General features: G+C 60.4%; 22 protein-coding genes. 13 read left to right on the forward strand and 9 right to left on the reverse strand.

Translation table 11 applies throughout. The features are described 5' to 3' along the window. On the forward strand, positions 1–487 hold a 487-nt coding region (locus E4M07_RS29160; RefSeq protein ID WP_206057333.1), incomplete at its 5' end, for a hypothetical protein. Positions 488–492: 5 nt separating this feature from the next. On the opposite strand, the gene E4M07_RS29165 is transcribed toward E4M07_RS29160, so the two are convergent. The 3 genes from E4M07_RS29165 to E4M07_RS29360 are packed head-to-tail and all read right to left on the reverse strand — an operon-like array spanning position 493 to position 1,844. Next, on the reverse strand, positions 493–669 hold the full coding sequence (locus E4M07_RS29165) for a hypothetical protein (RefSeq protein WP_169054325.1): 177 nt from the start codon (positions 667–669) through the stop codon (positions 493–495). A 6-nt stretch (positions 670–675) separates the two neighbouring features. Continuing rightward, positions 676–1,551 (reverse strand): hypothetical protein, encoded by an 876-nt coding sequence (locus tag E4M07_RS20780; RefSeq protein WP_136660329.1) that lies wholly within the window; start codon positions 1,549–1,551, stop codon positions 676–678. Continuing rightward, a complete protein-coding gene (locus E4M07_RS29360) occupies positions 1,548–1,844 on the reverse strand; it encodes a hypothetical protein (RefSeq protein ID WP_206057334.1) in 297 nt (98 codons plus the stop codon). Before E4M07_RS29360 ends, E4M07_RS20780 begins: the two co-directional genes overlap by 4 nt. Before the next feature lie 90 nt (positions 1,845–1,934). On the opposite strand from E4M07_RS29360, the gene E4M07_RS20790 reads away from it, so the two are divergent. The 4 genes from E4M07_RS20790 to E4M07_RS20805 all read left to right on the forward strand — a co-directional run bounded on the left by E4M07_RS20790 (position 1,935) and on the right by E4M07_RS20805 (position 5,913). Then, positions 1,935–3,047, forward strand: coding sequence for an NAD(P)/FAD-dependent oxidoreductase (locus E4M07_RS20790; RefSeq protein ID WP_136660330.1), 1,113 nt, complete (start codon positions 1,935–1,937; stop codon positions 3,045–3,047). A 129-nt stretch (positions 3,048–3,176) separates the two neighbouring features. Continuing rightward, the gene (gene kdsA / locus E4M07_RS20795) at positions 3,177–4,013 is read left to right on the forward strand and encodes a 3-deoxy-8-phosphooctulonate synthase (RefSeq protein ID WP_246660531.1); all 837 of its coding nucleotides are present in this window, start codon (positions 3,177–3,179) and stop codon (positions 4,011–4,013) included. Further along, complete coding sequence (locus tag E4M07_RS20800; RefSeq protein WP_136660332.1) at positions 4,014–4,988, forward strand: KpsF/GutQ family sugar-phosphate isomerase; 975 nt, start codon at positions 4,014–4,016, stop codon at positions 4,986–4,988. It abuts the gene before it with no gap. A gap of 16 nt (positions 4,989–5,004) precedes the next feature. Continuing rightward, a complete protein-coding gene (locus tag E4M07_RS20805) occupies positions 5,005–5,913 on the forward strand; it encodes an MBL fold metallo-hydrolase (protein WP_136660333.1) in 909 nt (302 codons plus the stop codon). Positions 5,914–5,919: 6 nt separating this feature from the next. On the opposite strand, the gene E4M07_RS20810 is transcribed toward E4M07_RS20805, so the two are convergent. After that, positions 5,920–6,864 carry a DUF1499 domain-containing protein gene (locus tag E4M07_RS20810; protein ID WP_136660334.1) on the reverse strand — a complete coding sequence of 315 codons (945 nt, stop codon included), beginning with the start codon at positions 6,862–6,864 and terminating at the stop codon, positions 5,920–5,922. Between the two features lie 159 nt (positions 6,865–7,023). Here E4M07_RS20810 and E4M07_RS20815 point away from each other — a divergent pair, with 159 nt between their 5' ends. After that, positions 7,024–8,406: an aminotransferase gene (locus E4M07_RS20815; protein WP_136660335.1), complete on the forward strand. Its 1,383-nt coding sequence runs from the start codon at positions 7,024–7,026 to the stop codon at positions 8,404–8,406. Positions 8,407–8,475: 69 nt separating this feature from the next. Here E4M07_RS20815 and E4M07_RS20820 read toward each other — a convergent pair whose 3' ends face one another. From E4M07_RS20820 to E4M07_RS20830, 3 genes are all read right to left on the reverse strand, one after another. Further along, the gene (locus E4M07_RS20820; RefSeq protein WP_136660336.1) at positions 8,476–9,027 is read right to left on the reverse strand and encodes a hypothetical protein; all 552 of its coding nucleotides are present in this window, start codon (positions 9,025–9,027) and stop codon (positions 8,476–8,478) included. Positions 9,028–9,310: 283 nt separating this feature from the next. Next, positions 9,311–10,576: an MFS transporter gene (locus E4M07_RS20825; RefSeq protein WP_206057335.1), complete on the reverse strand. Its 1,266-nt coding sequence runs from the start codon at positions 10,574–10,576 to the stop codon at positions 9,311–9,313. A gap of 76 nt (positions 10,577–10,652) precedes the next feature. After that, the gene (locus E4M07_RS20830; protein ID WP_136660337.1) at positions 10,653–12,635 is read right to left on the reverse strand and encodes a S9 family peptidase; all 1,983 of its coding nucleotides are present in this window, start codon (positions 12,633–12,635) and stop codon (positions 10,653–10,655) included. A 150-nt stretch (positions 12,636–12,785) separates the two neighbouring features. Between E4M07_RS20830 and E4M07_RS20835 the strand changes: the two genes are divergently transcribed. The 3 genes from E4M07_RS20835 to E4M07_RS20845 are packed head-to-tail and all read left to right on the forward strand — an operon-like array spanning position 12,786 to position 14,103. After that, on the forward strand, positions 12,786–13,100 hold the full coding sequence (locus E4M07_RS20835; RefSeq protein WP_136660338.1) for a metalloregulator ArsR/SmtB family transcription factor: 315 nt from the start codon (positions 12,786–12,788) through the stop codon (positions 13,098–13,100). Beyond that, positions 13,097–13,456 (forward strand): polyketide cyclase, encoded by a 360-nt coding sequence (locus E4M07_RS20840; RefSeq protein WP_136660339.1) that lies wholly within the window; start codon positions 13,097–13,099, stop codon positions 13,454–13,456. Before E4M07_RS20835 ends, E4M07_RS20840 begins: the two co-directional genes overlap by 4 nt. 41 nt (positions 13,457–13,497) lie before the next feature. Then, complete coding sequence (locus tag E4M07_RS20845) at positions 13,498–14,103, forward strand: ATP-dependent Clp protease proteolytic subunit (protein WP_136660340.1); 606 nt, start codon at positions 13,498–13,500, stop codon at positions 14,101–14,103. A gap of 48 nt (positions 14,104–14,151) precedes the next feature. Here E4M07_RS20845 and E4M07_RS20850 read toward each other — a convergent pair whose 3' ends face one another. Continuing rightward, positions 14,152–14,529, reverse strand: a complete 378-nt coding sequence (locus E4M07_RS20850; protein ID WP_136660341.1) for a helix-turn-helix domain-containing protein — start codon at positions 14,527–14,529, stop codon at positions 14,152–14,154. Between the two features lie 111 nt (positions 14,530–14,640). On the opposite strand from E4M07_RS20850, the gene E4M07_RS20855 reads away from it, so the two are divergent. Both E4M07_RS20855 and E4M07_RS20860 read left to right on the forward strand, forming a co-directional pair. Then, a complete protein-coding gene (locus tag E4M07_RS20855; protein ID WP_136660342.1) occupies positions 14,641–15,552 on the forward strand; it encodes a cysteine synthase family protein in 912 nt (303 codons plus the stop codon). Between the two features lie 161 nt (positions 15,553–15,713). Then, a complete protein-coding gene (locus E4M07_RS20860) occupies positions 15,714–16,499 on the forward strand; it encodes a hypothetical protein (RefSeq protein WP_136660343.1) in 786 nt (261 codons plus the stop codon). A gap of 67 nt (positions 16,500–16,566) precedes the next feature. Here the strand turns inward: E4M07_RS20860 and E4M07_RS20865 are convergent, their stop codons facing one another. After that, the gene (locus E4M07_RS20865; protein ID WP_136660344.1) at positions 16,567–17,706 is read right to left on the reverse strand and encodes a LuxR C-terminal-related transcriptional regulator; all 1,140 of its coding nucleotides are present in this window, start codon (positions 17,704–17,706) and stop codon (positions 16,567–16,569) included. A gap of 301 nt (positions 17,707–18,007) precedes the next feature. On the opposite strand from E4M07_RS20865, the gene E4M07_RS20870 reads away from it, so the two are divergent. Both E4M07_RS20870 and E4M07_RS20875 read left to right on the forward strand, forming a co-directional pair. Then, positions 18,008–18,838, forward strand: a complete 831-nt coding sequence (locus E4M07_RS20870; RefSeq protein ID WP_206057336.1) for a PAN domain-containing protein — start codon at positions 18,008–18,010, stop codon at positions 18,836–18,838. 13 nt (positions 18,839–18,851) lie between these two features. After that, positions 18,852–19,088 carry a hypothetical protein gene (locus E4M07_RS20875; RefSeq protein ID WP_136660346.1) on the forward strand — a complete coding sequence of 79 codons (237 nt, stop codon included), beginning with the start codon at positions 18,852–18,854 and terminating at the stop codon, positions 19,086–19,088. The last annotated feature ends 13 nt before the right edge of the window (positions 19,089–19,101 follow it).

Consider the following 19,101-nt stretch of genomic DNA (forward strand, 5'->3'; position numbering starts at 1 on the left):
ATGTGCTAATCGTCTTCATGGTGTTGCTTCCTTTCAGGTTCAATGCCCTGAGCTTAATGCTCAGGGGAAGCAACGCCACCCAATCCTCAGTTCTTTTTCAACAGAGAACGGGACATCCCCCTTGTATTTTAAGCGCGACTTCAACGCAAATGTTTACAATGCATTTGACAAAGCCCGATTTGAGAATTGCACGTTTAACTGTGGCGGAACCATCATTGTAGGTGCTTCGAGTTTTGATGCTTGCCGATTTCGCAAATTACCAAGCATCAGATGCAAAGGCGGCGCAGGTGTCGTCTTCAACAACTGCGACCTTTCGAATTGTGAAACAGGTCGAAACCGTGAAGAATTGGATCAGATTCTTGCCGACGATTGTTACTATCTGATCGGAAGGGAACCATACGATATCATTATCGAAAAATTTGGAGCAGGTTTGGAAGCGTTGACTGAAAGCGAATACAAAGTCCGGATCCAGCAATTGCGTTTCTAGTTCCATCACATTCCTTCCCTCTCCCGCCCACGAAAATGATGAATGATCCGGCTGACTTCCGCCTCGTCCAGCGAAAGCAACTCGGCAGTGTCCATCGTGTCGAACATCCCGGCGCACCACAGCGCATAGACCGCGAATGAGCGCTTGATCAGCGTCCGATGCGGTATGCAGCTTGGCGACATCCACCGTCACACAGCCCCTTCCTTAGATTGAGAACACCCAGAGTTGTGAATATGGTCGGACTGCTGGAGGAATTGGGGATGACACAGTTTTTGCGTGCCGCCGCAGCCGTTTTGTTGGTTGCTTTTATTCTGATCGCAATGCTCTTCGGCGCCGCTGCCTACCTTGAGGATTCCGCGACCGCTAGCATCTGCGCCGTTGGCGAGCCCTTTTTGTCTTGCGCACGCAGTTGGGTAGGTGCCGCTGCCGTATTTGGCGGTTTGTTGACTGTCTTGGTGATCTCCGATCAGGTGCTGAAGGCCCAGGCACAACACCGTAAAGAGGTGTTTCTTCAGATTATGCAGCCAGCGGCACTGTTCCACCGCGCCCTGCCAAAGATCAGCACGAGGATAAACAATCATCTCCTTCGCTTGGCGTTCAGGAATTGGAGATTGCAAGAGCAGACAGATGGCCAGTCTTCCATCGAGGACATTCTCGATGACATAAACATCGTTCCAATTATTGACATCGAAAACGAACCATGGCCAGAAATCTTGAGATTCGACTTCGGCCAGATAACAATGACTTATCAGTCGATTGAAAGCGCGCAACAACACGCAATGGCTGTGTTTGACGAGTATATGAAACAGGTCGAAGCCGGCAATTTGGCTGCGGACATTCGGCTCCAATTGGTCGACAATTGCGGCGACGCTCTCACCTGGTTGCATGACAGTTGCATGGACTTTCTTAATGTACTTGAAACCTATGATCGGTTGCTGTCCGAAGGCCGAGTAGACGAACTTCCAATCTACAAACCGGTGTCTAAGCTCGACATAGATGCTCTTCATAAAGCCCAACGAGGGTACATAAGGCGTAGTGTCGGAATGCAATGATGGGTTTCTCATTCCACCCCCTCCGGCTTCAACACCGGCAATTCAAGCCGCGCTTTCCAGTTGATCCGCCGCACTTCCGTCATGTCGCCATAGGGCCGCTTGCGGGTGCCGCCGCCCGTGCGGTCCCAAACGAACCATGCCGTGTTCATCTGCGAAGACGCGGTCTGCCCCGCCCATCCGTCGCGGTGCATCATCGGCAGGCGGCGGGAGAACACCCACACGCACCGGCGGCCATTCGTCGAAATAGAAATTCCGGTCTTCGTCATCGAAGCCGCAATGGCGTTCCATTTGAGGGGCAGCGCCATCTTGGGTGATCACAGCAAAATCGCTCTTGCCCCCCGCCTCACCCCGCGCTAACCCATGCCGGTTCGCTTTCAACACGGAACGCAAGCTGAATGGATCATGTCGACTGCATTGTCGCCGGCGCCGGGGTGCTGGGTCTTGCCGTTGCCCGCGCGCTGGCGCTCAGGGGCCGCGATGTGATCATCGTCGAGGCCGAGGGCATGATCGGCACACAGACGAGTTCGCGCAATTCGGAGGTTATCCACGCCGGTATCTACTACGCGGCGGGCTCTCTGAAGGCGCGGTTCTGCGTTGAAGGGAAAAAGGCGCTCTACGCCTATTGCGCCGAACGCGGCATACCGCATGAACGCACCGGCAAGCTGATCGTCGCCACCGACGACAGCCAACGCGCGACGCTGCAGTCGATCCACGAACATGCCGTCGAAAACGGCGTCGACATTCGCGCCATTTCGGCGGAAGAAGCCATCGAATACGAGCCGGAGCTTCATTGCGTCAGCGCGCTTCATTCGCCCTCCACCGGCATCATCGACAGCCATGCGCTGATGCTGTCGCTGCAGGGCGAGGCGGAGGACGCCGGCGCAATGATCGCCTTCAACAGCAAGGTGATTGCGGTGCGGCCGCAAAGGCAAGGCTTCGTGCTCGACGTCCAGGGCGACGGCACCTACACGCTTTCCTGCAAAACCTTCGTCAACGCCGCCGGGCACGGCGCCTGGGAGATCGCCCGGTCGATCGAGGGCCTCGGCAGTAGCCTCATCCCGCCGCACTATCTCTCCAAGGGCAATTACTACGCGCTTTCCGGGCATAAAAGCCCGTTCAGGCAGCTCATCTATCCCGTGCCGGGCGACGGCTCGCTCGGTATCCATTTCACCCGCGATCTCGCCGGCCAGGCGCGCTTCGGGCCGGATGTCCACTGGATGGAGGGCGAGACGCTCGACTACACGGTGGTGACCGGCCAGGAGCAGGCCTTCACTGATGCGATCAGGACCTACTGGCCGGGTCTGCCGGAGAATGCCCTGATGCCGTCCTATTGCGGCATCAGGCCCAAAATGGTGCCGTCCGGTCACGCGCCCGCCGATTTCATGATCCAGTCGCCGGACGAAAACGGCATCAGCGGCCTTGTACAGCTCTTCGGCATGGAATCGCCCGCCCTCACCTCGTGCCTCGTCATCGGCGACCATGTCGCCGGCCTTGCCGCGGACGAATAGGTTCGACAATGCACATGGCTTTTTCCGCATTCGCTTGAACTGGCGCGATTTATGGAATACGGCACTGTCGTGGGTCCATTGCCGCCGCCGGGCGGTTCGCGTGGACAGACGGCAAACTGGAGATATCGGGTGACAAAAAGCAGATCCGTCGAGGTCGGACCGGTTACCTTTGCCAACAACGCGCCTTTTGTCCTGATTGCGGGTCCGTGCGCGATCGAGGGCCGCGATCACGCGATGAAAATCGCTGCGGAACTGGTCGCGATGACCGATGAACTGGGCATTCCGCTGGTCTACAAATCCTCCTTCGACAAGGCCAACCGGTCGTCCGTTTCGGGCGGACGCGGTGTCGGCATCGACGAGGGCCTGCAGATCCTCTCCGACGTGCGCGAAACGCACGGCTGTCCGGTGGTCACCGACATCCACGAGCGCCAGCAGGCGGCCATCGTGGCTGAGGCCGTCGACATCCTTCAGATCCCGGCCTATCTGTGCCGCCAGACCGACCTTCTGCTCGCCGCCGGCGAGACCGGCAAGGCCGTCAACGTCAAGAAGGGCCAGTTCCTGGCGCCGTGGGACATGAAGAATGTCGCGGACAAGGTGGCCTCGACCGGCAACGACAACATCCTCTTGTGCGAACGCGGCGCAAGCTTCGGATACAACACGATGGTGACCGATTTCCGCGGACTGCCGATCATGGCCGAAACCGGCTATCCGGTCGTGTTCGATGCCACGCACTCGGTGCAACAGCCGGGCGGCAAGGGCACCTCCTCCGGCGGCCAGCGGGAATTCGCGCCGGTGCTTGCACGGGCGGCGCTCGCCGTCGGCTGCGCGGCGCTCTTCATCGAGACCCACGAAAATCCGGACGCCGCCCCGTCGGACGGTCCCAACATGATCCCGCTGGACGAGATGAAAACGCTGCTGGCCCAGCTCAAGGCCTTCGACGATCTCGCCAAAGGACAAGGAAACTAGATGTCTCCCGAGCGAAATATACGCGCGGAAATCCTCAAGGCGGCACGGACGTCCGCCAACGGCACGGATGCCATCGTCAAGGGGCTCGACGGCCCGCTCGGCGACGCCGTTTCTGAGGCCATCGAGATCATCGGGTCGAAAACCGGCCGGCTCGTCATCACCGGCGTCGGCAAGAGCGGCCATATCGGCGCCAAGGCGGCCGCCACGTTCGCGTCCACCGGAACGCCCGCCCAGTTCGTGCATGCCACCGAGGCCAGCCACGGCGATCTCGGCATGATCACCGCCGAGGACTGCGTGCTGGCCATTTCGAACTCCGGCGAGACCCGGGAACTTTCCGACGTTCTTTATCATGTGCAGCGGGCCGACATTCCGCTGATCGCGGTGACCGGCCGGGCCGACAGCACGCTGGCCAACAACGCCACCGTGGCGCTTGTCCTGCCGAGCGTCGAGGAAGCCTGCCCGCTGGGGCTCGCGCCGACGACGTCCTCGCTGATGCAGCTCATGGTCTGCGACACGGTCGCCATCGGCCTTCTGGTGCGCCGCGGCTTTTCGGAGCGCGATTTCAGGCATTTCCACCCGGGCGGCACGCTCGGCGCCAGCCTGACGCTGGTGCGCGATGCCATGCATGCGGGCGACGCGCTGCCGGTGGTGCAGTCGGGCACCCTTTTGATCGAGGCCATCGACACCATATCGGAAAAGGGCTTTGGCCTCACCATCGTCGCCGATGCGAGCGGCAAGATGCAGGGGGTCATCACCGACGGCGACTTGCGGCGCAACGCCCATGTCGACGCAGCGACCACGGTCGTCGACAAGGTCATGACCGTCGGTGGCCTGACGGTCGAACCGGACATGCTGCTCGCCGCGGCCCTGAAGATGATCCAGGACCACAAGGTCGGCGCGCTTGTCGTCGAGGAGGACGGCCAGGCCGTCGGCGTCATCCACGTCCTCGACATGCTGCGCATCGGCGCGGCCTGATCCGGGCTCTTTGTCCATGGCTTCACCCAAATTCGAAACCGAGTTCGATCCGGCGCATGGCGAGGCGGTGACCGTCGCGCCGGGGATCCAGCGCATCACGGCACCGAATGCCGGCCCCCTCACCTTCCACGGCACCAACAGCTATATCGTCGGTGGCGATTCCGTCGCCGTCATCGATCCGGGCCCGGACATCGAGAGCCATTACCAGGCGCTGAAATCTGCGCTGGAGGGCCGCGAAGTCACGCACATCTTGGTCAGCCACACACACAAGGACCATTCGCCGCTGGCACGGCGCCTTGCCGCCGACACCGGAGCGGCCATCGCGGCGGAAGGCAAGCACCGACCGGCGAGACCGCTTTATACCGGTGAAATCAATCCGTTACAGGAAAGTTCGGATACCGATTTCGAACCGGATATCCACACTGCCGACGGTCAGGTCATCGACGGGGACGGCTGGTCGCTGGAAGTCATCAATACGCCGGGACACACGGCCAACCATGCCGTCTTCGCGCTGCAGAACCGGGACATCGTCTTTTCCGCCGACCATGTCATGGTCTGGGCGACGTCCATCGTTGCGCCGCCCGACGGCTCGATGAGCGACTACATGACCTCGCTCGACAAGATGCTGGCGCGCGACGACCGGCTCTACCTTCCGGGCCATGGCGGGCCGGTGAACGATCCGGACAGGTTCGTGCGGGCCCTGCGCACCCACCGCAAGATGCGCGAGGCCGCCGTGCTCGACCGCCTGAAGAAGGGCGACCGCAAGATCGCCGACATGGTCAAGGTGATCTATCGCGACACCGACCCGCGCCTGCACAAGGCCGCTGCGCTGTCATTGCTCGCCCATCTGGAGGACCTCGTGGCCCGGGGCCAGGTCGAGACCGAGGGCGCACCCTCCATCGACGGAATCTATCGCTTGAAGTAAGTAGGCCTAACGCACCGAGATGCCGACGAGCTCGGTGTCGAGGGCGCGCAGGAAACCGGCGATGATCTGCGCATTGGTGCCAAGATCGTGCGGGCCGAAGCGCGACACGGAACGCATGTCGACAAAGGTCGTTTCCGCCTCTTCGCTCAGCCGGATGCTGACATCAGAGGTGAAACCGAAGATCGGCGTGCGCGTTTCTCCCTGAAGCACGATCTGCGCCTGCCGCAGGATCACCGGCTCGACCGCCACCGCCGGGTCGTCGTCGGCCAGGATTTCCGAAAGGCCGATGACGCTGTCCTCGTCGGGTTCTTCTGCCGGCGCCTCGATTTCGCCGATGGCCTCCTGCGGGACGACGACCGGCTCCTGCTTTTCCGGCGCCGGCGGCTCTTCGGGTTCCGGCAGCCGCGTCGCCGAGATCTTGACGCCACGGTTCTCCGCGACAAGGCGGACCGCCTCGAGGACGCGGTCGAGCGCGCCTTCGTAACGGCGGCCAGTGACCTGCGGATAGGCCTTATCCTGGCCCGCATAGGGCGCGACCTTCAGGTATTCGACATCGGGTATCCAGTCCGGGCCGTGGGCAACCGGCTCCAGGAAAACCGGCACATCGGCCGTGTTGGTGGAAATGTCGTAGAGCGGCGGGAGCGTTGCCGCCCGATAGCCGGCAATGCCCGCCGGGATCAGCACCAGCAGCGCGAAAAAGCTGCCCTTGGCGGAGGCGCGTCCGCCCTCCGCGCCCACCATCCACAGGCGCAGGATACCGTAGGCGGCCATCAAGAACGCCAGCAGCGCGATGCCGGCACAGATCGAAAAGAGGACAACGAATATCTCGGTTTCCATGACACCGAAACGGTGCAGGCCGGCGGAAATCGCGAAAAGGACCAGCGCGAACAGGCTCAGCCGGTGGGACCAGAAGGCGGTGTAGCAGACCGGGCGTTCGTAGCGGATCTTCATGGGCGGGCAGATTCGGTGTGCATTGGACACCAGCAATAGCGCATGTGCCCGTTTATCGGAATAGCCGAGGTGGACGGGCGGGTATGGATATTGCCGCGGGTTCCGATTGGGCGTAAGGATTCTCCCCACACCTACAACTTCCCGTCAGGACAACGCCCCATGCCACCGCTCAGCAATGTGCAACAACGCGACATCGATTCCGTTTTTCATCCCTACACACCGCTTCACAAGCTGGGGGAGACCGGCACACTGGTCGTCGACCACGGCAAGGGCGTCTTCATCACCGACACGCAGGGCAATGAATATATCGAGGGCATGTCGGGGCTCTGGTGCGCGGGGCTCGGCTTCGGCGACGAGGAGCTGATCGACGCGGCGACCGAGCAGCTTCGCACCCTGCCCTACTACCACCTCTTTGCCGCACGGGGCACGGAACCGGCGATCGAGCTTGCCGAGAAGCTCAAGGAGCTGGCGCCGGTGCCGATCTCCAAGGTGTTCTTCACATCGTCGGGCTCAGAGGCCAACGACACGCAGGTCAAGCTCGCCTGGTATTACAACAATGCCGTCGGGCGGCCGGAAAAGAAGAAGATCATCTCCCGCCAGAAGGCCTATCACGGCGTGACCATCATGGCCGCCTCGCTGACCGGCCTCGGCCCCAACCACAAGGGCTTCGACCTGCCGGTGGACGGTGTCCTGCATGCCGAGTGCCCGCATTACTACCGCAACGGCCTCGACGGCGAGAGCGAAGCGGAATTCACCGCCCGCATGGCGACGTCCTTGAGCGAACTGATCGAGCGCGAGGGCCCGGAGACCATCGCCGCCATGATCGCCGAGCCGGTGATGGGCGCCGGCGGCGTCATCGTGCCGCCGAAGGGCTATTTCGCGGCGATCAAGCCGATCCTCGACGAACACGACATCATGTTGATCGACGACGAGGTCATCAACGGCTTCTGCCGGACAGGCAACTGGTGGGGCGCGCAGACGCACGGCATGGTGCCGACCACCATGTCCGTCGCCAAGCAGCTCACCTCGGCCTATGCGCCGCTCGGTGCCGTCATGGTGCCCGACGACATCTACCAGGCCTTTGTCGACTACACGTCGCGGCTCGGCACCTTCGGTCATGGCTTCACCTATGGCGGCCACCCGCTCGGCTGCGCGCTGGGGGTCAAGGCCATCGAGATCTACGAGAAACGCGACATTCTCGGCCATGTGCGCTCCCTCGCGCCGCTGTTCGAGCGGCGGCTGACGGCGCTTGCCGAGCACCAGCTGGTCGGCGAAGCACGGTTCTCCGGCCTTGTCGGCGGGCTGGAGCTGGTGGCCGACAAGGCGACCAAGCGCGCCTTCGATCCGGCCAGCGGCGTCGGTGCGAAGGTCTCGTCGCTGATCGAAAAACGCGGCGCCATCCTTCGTCCGCTCGGCGACACAATCGCGCTCTGCCCGCCGATGATCATCAAGGAAGACGAGCTCAATGCCCTCTTCGACCGGCTGGAGGGCGCGCTGGACGAGGCGGAAGGCTGGGTGGCCAAGGAAGGCCTGCGGGGGTGAGGAGGACTAGCGCTCAGAAAGAGCTGGAGACCAATCCACAACCTCACATCAAAACTCAGATCCAATACCTCACTGAGAGGCCTCTTCGATCGACGGGCTATCTCTCAAATCCGCGATGGAAACGAAAAGAGAACTCGAAATGTAGCTACAAAATAGAACAACAAAGCCTACAACAGCTGCTCGAATTATCGATATCTGATTAAACTGCCGCCCAGCACGTAACCACAAGTATAAAATTCCTAAAATAGCGAATATTAGGAATGAAATTGTAAATTCCAAAGGATTTTCGTCGAAGGAAGCAGCAAAAAATCCGACCATATTGAATGCTCTTCCGATAGCGTTTAGTATAGTGGATAGTATCCAGCCAATCACATTTGCAACAATCGCCACAACAATAAATCCAACGATTATTGCAATCCAAGATTTTACGGTTTTCGGAAGTATTATTTTCTTTGAATTGAAATCAAATAGAATTAAGTATCCATTCTTGTGAAAATAGCTATAAACAACAATTATAACAATAATTGTGACTAGAGGATATTCAGCTACAGCCTTTGCAAAAGCATCGGACAGACTACTAGCAACATCAATTACAAAGCCAAAGAATCCAGAGATATCCATTAATGATCCCTCTTTTTTTATGTCGGATTATTTCTCGTAATTTTTATCACCATCCGCGTAATTCTTGTTTTGTCGTTTATTGTTTCAACTAATACTCTTACTTATTCATGGTATGGTCACAATGTGCCGTTCAACCGGAAGGGCAGCCGCCGAATAATTCAACCAAAAGTCGATTATAGATGCAAGAGTTTGACGGTTAATCTAACCCGCCGCAAGGCTGAGGGGTGAAGCGCTGTCATGACAGACGGCATTGAACGCCTCAACCAGAGAGCGGCTGCAGCTCTTAAGTGTCCCGTGCCGCGGCGATGAGTTTCGGCAGCCGCCAGATGACCGGAATTGAGAGCAGGACGCTGATTATGAAGTAGTAGATCGGGGTGTAATTGTCCGCGGTCAGGTTTACGAGGAAGGTTGCCAGCGCCGGAGTGGTGCCGCAAAACACGGCCATGCACAGATTATAGCCCATCGCCACTGAACTGCAGCGCAGTCCGGGCGGTGATATCATCGTCAAAATGGTAATGGCGAGCGCCCAGGCAACCCCGCTGACCAGCGAAAACAGCAGTTGGGCCGCAAAGACGATTGCCAGGCTTTGCGAATACATCAAACTCCAGAGCGGTATCGCCAAAACCCCCGTTGCCAGGGCCCCCGCCAGATAGGTCCGGCGCAGGCCCATCCGGTCGGCCAGCCAGCCGTATAGCGGTAAAATGGCTGCCATCGCAAACAGGTTGAACGAGCTGATATCCAGCGCCCGTGCCGAGGACACATGCATCTGATCGGTAAGATAGGATGCGGCATAGACGAAGATCAGCATGTATAAAATTCCAGGCGGAATCAGAATCGCGATCATCTGGAGGAGCAGGCGCCAATGGTTGCGTAAAGTCTTGTAGACAGGAGACGGGCCAACCCGCTCGACGCCCTCCATCGCTGCCGATTCCGTCAGATGCCGGCGCATGAACAGGCTCAGGAACGCAGCGCTCGTGCCGATCAGGAACGGCACGCGCCAGCCCCAACTGGACATCTGCGCCTCGCTCAACAGCGAGGAGACGAAAGCGGGCACGAAGGCGCCCAGCACGCAACCGAGCATCATCGCGACAGCCACCCAGCTGCCGGCCAGCGCACGGCGCGCGGGTTCGGCCTGTTCGACGATGTAGACGCCGGAGGTCGGATATTCACCGGCGACCGCAATGCCCTGTATGATCCGGATGACGACAAGGAGGACGGCGGCGGTGATGCCGATCTGCTGATAACCGGGCAGCAGCGCAATCGCCAGCGAGCCGACACCCATGATAACAACCGTCACGACCAGGGTCGGCTTGCGTCCCAGCCGGTCGCCGATATGTCCGAACAGAATGCTTCCGATGGGGCGAACGCCATAGCCGATGGCGAGCACGGCGAAGGCCGAGAGCGTGGCGGCGAAGTGGCTTGTCTCGGGGAAGAAGACCTTTCCGATGACCGGGGCAAGAAACCCGTAGACGGTGAAATCGTACCATTCCAGGACGTTGCCGCTCGCCGCCGCCACGATGGAACGCGGCGTCATTTCCCGGTGTTTCAAGGCCCCTCTCCTGTGATTCAGAACGTCAACCCTGACATTCCGGGAACCGCGCCGCAAGCCCTTTGAGGAGGCCCATTCAGGGGATTATCCTGGCTCCCAGAACGGCATAGTCGAAGCCGTCCGCCCGCCCGCCGAGATGCTGCGCCAGGAAGCGCTCTATCTGACGGAACATCAGTATTCTCGTTTGCCAGGTCATGTTCGACAGCGAGTGTCCGGCGCCGTCGAGGAGCGTGTAGCGGACATCCTTGCCCGACCGTCGCAGCGCCTCGACCATGCGGTCGGACTGGTCGCGTATGACGCGGACGTCGTTGGCGCCCTGGATCATCAGGATCGGACTTTGCACGTTTTCCGCGTTGTAGAGCGGCGATCGGTCGCGGATGTCCGCGAGGTCTTCGGGATCGCCCGGATCGCCGATATATTTTCGGTACCAGTCCGGCCATCCGGTCCAGTAGACGGGAACCTCCTGCAGCATCGTCGAGATGTCGCTGATGCCGTTGATGCTGACCCCCGCGGCAAACAGGTCCGGACTTTGCGTCAGGGCGGTGAGCGTCTTCAGCCCGCCGAAGCTGCCGCCCATCACCGCAATGCGGCCCGGGTCGGCAACACCCTGGTCGACAGCCCAGTTGCGCGCATCGACGATGTCCTGATGCATCTTGCGGCTGACCTCCCCGACCGCCGCCTCGCGGAAGGCGCGCCCGTATCCCGCACTGCCGCGATAGTTCACATTCAGCACCGCATAGCCGCGGTTGGCCAACCAGAGGGCCAGACCGTCAAAGCCCCACCTGACCCGGGCGACGGGCCCGCCGTGGACGAGTATCACTGTCGGCGCGGGTCCGGACACGCCTTTCGGTCTGGTCAGATAGCCAGAGATGACAAGACCATCGCCGGCTTCGATATTGACCGGCTCCATTTCGGACAGGGCTTCGGCGCGTTCCGCAATGGGCGGCTCATCGATCAGTTCAACCGTCTGCGCGTTGTTGTCGACCAGATACTTGCTCCAGCCGCGCGTATCGTCCTCGACCTCCCAGATTGCCTTCGAGAAATCGTGCGTTGCCGAGACCAGATGGAGCGAGGCGTCCGGCGGCGCGCCAATGCGCTCGATCATTTCGGCGACATTTTCCTGGAACACAAAACGCTCCTGGCGGCCGGGATAGGCGACCGCCATGATCGGCTGAAGCGTCAGAGGATGGCTCCTTACCCAGCTCAGATCGACCGCCTCGTGGTCATAAAGGACCTTTTCGCCGCCGGTCTCCAGATTTCTCAGCACAAGCGCCCGCTTGTCGCGCCCGAGATCGGAGATCGCGAGAAGCTCTCCCTTGTCATCGGGCTGGGCGAGGATATGGAAGTTCTCCTCCATCCCGCCGCTCGCAATTTCGCGCCAGCCGGCCGGCTCCCGCAGTTCGACATGCCAGTCATTATCCGCGCCCGATCTCTTGCGCGCGAAGACATTGCCTTCCCGGTCAAATGACCAGAAAACCTGCCTGTCTGAAATCAGGTCGAGCGCAACCGTCTCGCCGCTCTCGAGGTTAAGCCGGTAAAGATCGAACTTCGTGCGGTCGCGGCCGTTGTGGGCGATGAGGATCTCATCGCCGCCTTCCGGCGGTATGTTGGCGATCCATGCCTTGACGTCCTTCCCGAAATCATAGGTCCGCGGTTCGCCGCCGCTTTCGGTCACGTCTATGGAAACGATCTGGTCGTTCTCCCAGCCGTCCCGATCGGCCAGATAGAGAAGGTAACGCCCGTTCGGGGACCATGCGTACCAGCGAACGCGGTCCGGCGTGTGATAGATCTCAGATCCCTCGCCTTCCAGGTCGCGGACCCACAGGGCCGGCTTGAACCACTTGCTTTCAAGCCAGGCAATGCGCCTGCCGTCGGGCGAGAGGCGAAAGCGCCAGCGCGAAGACGAATCCGCATAGAAGGACCGCAGCGGAACCAGTTCGGGCAACTGGCTTTCCTTCAGCGCCGGATGCGTCGCCGAAATCGGCGGAAAGGCGACGAGGATGAACACAGCGCCCAGGCCGGCAATCAGGATTGAGACAAACAGGAGCTTTCGAATCACGGAACCGCCTCATTCAACCGGACAACGTCTCTACCATGACGGGCAAGAAGTCATTGCGTCATCTCATTGTCAATGACATCGAGGCGGAACCGGGCACGAAACGGTCAAGACCGTGTTGCGAATCAGATAAGTCTGTGCTTATATGACGTAATGATTGAGAATGACCTTTTCAAGGCGCTGGCCGATCCGACCCGCAGGGCGATCTTCGAGAAGCTGGCCGATGGCAGCATGAATGCCAGCGACCTGCGGCAGGGCATGACCATCAGCCAGCCCGCCATGTCCCAGCACCTTGCCGTGCTCCGCAACGCAAAGCTTGTGCGGGAGGAGCGCCAGGGGCGCTTCGTCAATTACGAGGTCGATCCCGAGGGGCTGGCGCTTATCGCCGGATGGCTTGCCAAATACCGCGCATACTGGCCGGCGCGCGTCGATGCACTGAGGGACCTTTTGAAGGATATGGACCAATGAGCGATCAGGAGCATGAGGAACGGGAAAAGGAACTGGTGTTCGAATACGCGCTCGATGCGCCGCCCGAGAAGGTCTGGCGGGCGATCAGCATCCCGGCATTCCGGGAGCGGTGGTTGCCCGGCGAGGACCTGGCGGACCCGGAACCGGCCTTCACCGCGGAGGATGAGGAAATCCACTTCAGGCTGCGCGAGAAGGAGCCGCCCTTTGTCGAAAGCACCGTCATCTTCCACATCAGCGCCGACCGAAACGGCGGCACGGTATTGAGGATCGTCCACGCGTTGACCGCTTGTCAAAACGACCGGCAAGCGCCTCCGGCTGCCAACAACAACGGCCTCCTGCTGATGCGCGCCGCCTGACGCTTCCCAACCGACATCACCTAAAAACAGGAGTTCGCCCAATGCGCGAAACGATGCAACTCGTCCCCATGGTCATCGAGCAGTCCAGCCGCGGCGAACGTTCGTTCGACATCTATTCCCGGCTGCTTCGCGAAAGGATCATCTTTCTGAACGGCGAGGTGAATGACGATGTTTCGGCGCTCGTATGCGCCCAGTTGCTCTTTCTGGAGGCAGAGAATCCCAAGAAACCGGTGTTTTTGTACATCAACTCGCCCGGCGGCGTCGTTTCCAGCGGCCTGTCGATGTACGACACCATGCAGTACATCAAGCCACCGGTGCACACGCTTTGCATGGGGACCGCCTACTCGATGGGATCGTTTCTCTTGATGGCCGGCGAAAAGGGCGAGCGGGCGGCACTGCCCAATGCCAGCATCCTGATCCATCAGCCATTGGGCGGCTTCAAGGGCCAGGCCTCCGACATTCTCATTCATGCCGAGGAAACGCAGCGCACCAAGCAGCGCATGACGCGGCTTTATGCCGAGCACTGCGGCCGCAAATATGAGGAGTTCGAGCGCGCAATGGACCGCGACTTCTTCATGACGGCCGAACAGGCGCTCGAGTGGGGCCTGATCGACCGCATCCTCAGTGCACGCGAGATGGCCGCGTGACTCCGGACATTCGAGCGAGGTCCGGTTCGGCGTTTGTACTGCCACCAATTACGGCTGTTTGGCGGGCAGGCTTTTCTTGTGGACCGGATCGTAGAAGCCGCCACCCAGATTGTCGTAGCCCCAGTGCATGATCTGCCGCAGCAGCGGCTCCAGCGCCCTGCCCTTGTCGGTCAGTTCGTAGCGGTAGCGCACTGGGCGGTCCTGATAGGCTTTGCGGGAAACCAGGCCCCAGTCCATCAGCCGCTTGAGGCGCTGCGACAACTGATTGGTCGGCATGCGCTCTTCGCTGTTCTGCAGCTCCTGAAACGTGTGCTTGCCGTGCCACATGAGATCGCGGACCACCAGCAGGGTCCACCTGTCGCCCAGGATCTCAAGACTGCGCGCAATGGAGCAACGCGAACGAAATTCATGTCCGGTCCGTGTCATGGTCGGCCTCTTATGTTCCGCCCCTCTATACGCGAGTAACTTTAAAAATGAAAGTTTGACCGGTGAAGTGACTTTCTATATGAAAGTTACTCCACCACGAGCGGAGTCGATATGCAGGGAATTGGAAACACGCCGCTGATCCGGCTGAAGACGTTGACCGGTCCGGACAGCGCCGACGTTTACGTCAAATGGGAGGGAGCGAACCCCACGGGCAGCATGAAGGACCGCATGGCCCTGTCGATGATCGAGGGGGCGGAACGGCGCGGCGTGCTTAAACCGGGCGGTCGTGTCGTGGAATATACCGGGGGCAGCACAGGCAGTTCCCTCGCCATGGTCTGCGCGGTCCGCGGCTACGAGGCCCATTTCGTAACCTCAAACGGGTTCTCGGAGGAGAAGCTGCAAACGATGCAGGCCTTCGGGGCAACGCTCGAGATCGTCCATGCGGATGGCGGCAGGCTGACGGCCGACGTGCTTGACCGCATGATCGCCCGGGCGAAAGAGCTGGCCGGTGAGCCCGGCACCTTCTGGCCCGACCAGGTGAACAATATGGACAACAAGCGCGGCTACCACGGGATGGCGCGGGAAATCCTTGCGCAAATGGACGGCCCGCCAGACGAATTCGTGATGGCGGCCGGCGGCGGAGGCTGCATCTCGGGCAATGCGGAGATATTGAAGGAACACAATCCGGATACACGGGTCGTCGCAGTGGAGCCCTATAACGTGCGCAACGTTTCGGGCGGCGACACCGGCGGCACCCACAAGCTGGAAGGGATCGGCCTTTCCTTTGTGCCCCGCATCATGCGCCGGGACCTGATCGACGATGTCATCCCGGTCAAGGATGAGGACGCCTATTCGGGCGCGCGGCTGCTGGCGCAACGGGAAGGCGTGATCGGCGGCATCACCTCGGGCGCCAATGTCTGGGCCGCGCTCCGGCGCGCCAGGGAACTCGGACCGGGAAAGAGGATCGTCACTGTCATCATCGACACCGGATTGCGCTATCTCAACAGCGATCTCTACCGATAGGTCGATTGACATTGCGCCAAAATCGCCGGCGTAGGCTTGCAAATCGGATTGTTTTAGCGGCACACTTGACCGCATCATCGGGAACGGGAGTTGACCGCAGCATGGATACCGCCTGAGCACGAAAACAAGCACCTTTTGACTAAGCTCAACGGAGAATATCCATGTCTTCCGAACACACTTCAGGCGCCGCTTCGAACGGCGTGGTCTACACCATATCCTCCTTGTCGGACCGGCCTGATCTGGAGAGCCAGCACGGGGCCGTCGGCAGTTCCGCCTGGCCTGAATTCATGCGTCACGATCCTGTCGCGATCGCCAATTGGGACAAGATGATTTCCTATTTCGCGGCCGATCAGGTTTCCGTGCTCATCGACGGCCAGATCGCAGCGGTCATCAACATGGTGCCTCTGAGCGTCGGCCCCGACTTCGACAATCTGCCGGACAGGGGCGTGGATTGGGGCGTCGAGAAATCCGTGGCGGATCACGAGCGTGGAACCAGGCCCAATGCCCTGATGGGCGTGCAGGTCGTCGTTGACAAGGCGTTCAGAGGCCGGAACCTCAGCGAGGCCGCAGCACGCGAGATGATCAGGCACGCCAAAGGGCGAGAGTTGGCATTTGTGCTGTTGCCGGTGCGGCCCAACGGAAAACACGCCTATCCGCTGATCGCGATGGAAGACTATATCGGCTGGGAGGACCCGGAAGGCCGGGCCTTCGACGGTTGGCTTCGCGTGCATCAGCGCCTGGGGGGCGAAACCGTCGGGATCTGCCGGGAGTCGATGATCATTTCCGGAACCATTGACGAGTGGGAGGAATGGACGGGGCAGCGATTTCCCGGATCGGGGCAACATATTGTGCCTTTCGCGCTCAATCCCGTCGAAATGGACGTCGAGCACAACACCGGCCGCTACATTGAACCGAATGTCTGGGTTGTCCATCGCTGCGGGACCTAGGACGGCGGGCCGACCGCCGCGTCAGGCATCGCGGGACGGCGCGCCTTCGGTCGCCGATCCCGTAGCACTAGGACTGCCCGTAGCGGCCCGGCAGGCTGTGAATCAGGCCAACCAGCGCGGACCGGCGGTTGGTGCCGGCCTTTGCCATCGCGTTGGACAGGTGGGTCCGAACGGTGCCTGCAGAGATCCGCAAGGTTTTCGCCACATCGGCCGGCGGCAGGCCTTTCGCAACGAGAAGGACGACCTCCGCCTCGCGCAGGCTGAAGCCGAGAAAGGTCACCAGATCCTCCGTGTCGGGCAGTTGCGGCTCGACAAGGTCCGCGATCACCACCGCCACGAACGGCACGCCCTGCGGCCGCATGCCCGTCACGTGTTTAAGCGGCATGACCCGAACCCCGTAGGGAAGGTCCTTGTCCTGCCGGCCGATCGCCAGTTTGCCGCCGGGATGCAGCCCTTCGCCGCGGGCCGTCTTCAGCGACAATCCGATCTCGCCTTGAAGGCGCCGGTCGTCAGCCGGCCGGCGTGCGCACAAGGACCTGTGCTCGATGCGCAGTCCGTCGCCGCGATTCACGATCTTCCGTGCTGCGCTGTTTGCCGACAATACGCGGCCGCTGTGGTCGATCGTCACAACCCCCCAGGGCACTGTTTCCAACAGGGCCAGGTTGAAATCGTCGACACGGGCAGCCTGAGCGAGGCGTTGCGACATGCGCCAGGAATTGGCGATATGGGGCGCGAGAAACCCAAGCAGATTGAAATCCTCGCGTTCAGGCGGTCCGTGCTTTATGCCAAGCTCGATGGAGATGCACGAGAACACGTCACCGTCATCGATGAATTTCGCTCCGATGTGATACTTCATGCCGCAAACCCGGCCCAGCCAATCATAATATTCATGGCGGCGCATGGCTTCTTCAGGGAGCGCATCGTAGTCGCACGACATCATGGGCCCCTGTCTTGCGATCACGTATTGAAGGCGCGGGTCGATGGAATGGATGTGGTCGATATAGTCGCTTCGCCCGACATCGTTTCCGTCACCGATATAGCATGTCGTGGGTGCGCCGGTGGGTCGGCTGAAGTCAAACGCATTCACCCCGGCGCCGCCGAACAGCGCGTTGATCGAACTCAAGGTGTCGAGCCAGCTTCGTTCCCCGAGACCCGTGGCATAAAGTTCGTTCAGGATACCGAGAACATTATCTTCGTTTGTGTTCATCCTGGTCGTGCAGCTACCTGATTGAGCGTATTGATTTGCCGCCGCCGGATTATATCCAAGGTTTGTAAATAACGCGAATTACCCTGTGAAATCATCCCGCTGACAGGCAGGGGGCAACATCCGAGCCCCCAGTTGTTACCCAGGGTCAGGATGAACATCCGTACGCAATTTGCAGAGACAAGGCAGCTGCCGCCGGCGCGGCGGCGCTGCTAGTATTTCATTCCAATCGGGAATGATCGCGGTCTCCCGCCTCGGGGCTTTCGGGCCGGTCCGGGACGGGCGAAAGGGAAGGATGGAACCGATGTTCAAGGGTTGGATGCGCTGTCTCGCTATTACCTCCGTTATTCTTGCCGGCCTTTCGGGACATGCGGGCGCTCGGGACACATTCGTGTTGTGGAAGGTTTTCGAGATCACCGACAACAAGAACATGCCGGTGGCCTGGGACCGGAGAGGATCCGATTTTGAGGCCGGCTTCTCCATCCGGTACAGATCCGACAAGTGTATCGGATCCTACAGGGTGCGCTTCACGCTGGACCGTGACGTCAGGGAATTGCATGAAGGCGAAGAGTTCGCCATTCGCATTCGCAAGCTCTCCGGCCGCCCGCCCTGCGGGCACAAATGGACGTCCGCCACCGTTTTTTCAGCGAATAACATCCTAGCAAGCACCTCCTCCCAGTATCCGTCGGATTACGAAACCAACTCGAACATCGGCACGATCCAGGCCGGTTCCGTGAAGCTGTGGCCCGACAACAAGTCCGAGGCGACGGTCATCCTGAAGGCGGAAGCGAAAAAGGACGTCCCCTACACCGCGTTCGCCATGAATGTCGGCCATTCTTCCGCCTTTAGCCGCCTCGTCTTCCTCTACCGATATTCGAAAGCGGAGGACACGAGCCTTCCCGCGGGCATGGAGCAAGGCATTGACCGGCCGGGCCAGGACTACCGCAATTTCGAACAGGCATATGCCGACCCGAACATCTGCTGGGCCGCGTGCACGGATGAATCAAGATGCAGGGCGTGGACATGGGTTCGCCCCGGTGTCCAGGGCCCCCGATCGGTGTGCTGGCTGAAGCACAGCGTGCCGCCGGCCCGCAGGTCGGACTGCTGTGTTTCCGGATCCAAACTGGTGAAGTGATCCAGGCCCACCAATGAACAAAACCTTCAAAATTGTCGCCGCGCTGCTCATCGCAGGGGTTGCGCTGTTTATGATCCGGCAAAATGCGCAGGAAGATCTCAACCGGAACGCGGTCGAACAGGCACTGGAAGCGGTCAGGAACGCTAGGCAACCGGGCGGTGCGGCCTGGTCCGATGCGCCGCAACACCGCGAGCAAATCGGCCAGTCTCCGGCCGCGATGCGGCACAGGCAATCGCAGCAACAGCCTTAGATTCCCCGGAACG

The sequence above is a fragment of the Nitratireductor sp. XY-223 genome, from assembly GCF_004959855.1.
In the GTDB taxonomy this organism is placed as follows: Bacteria; Pseudomonadota; Alphaproteobacteria; order Rhizobiales; family Rhizobiaceae; genus Hoeflea_A.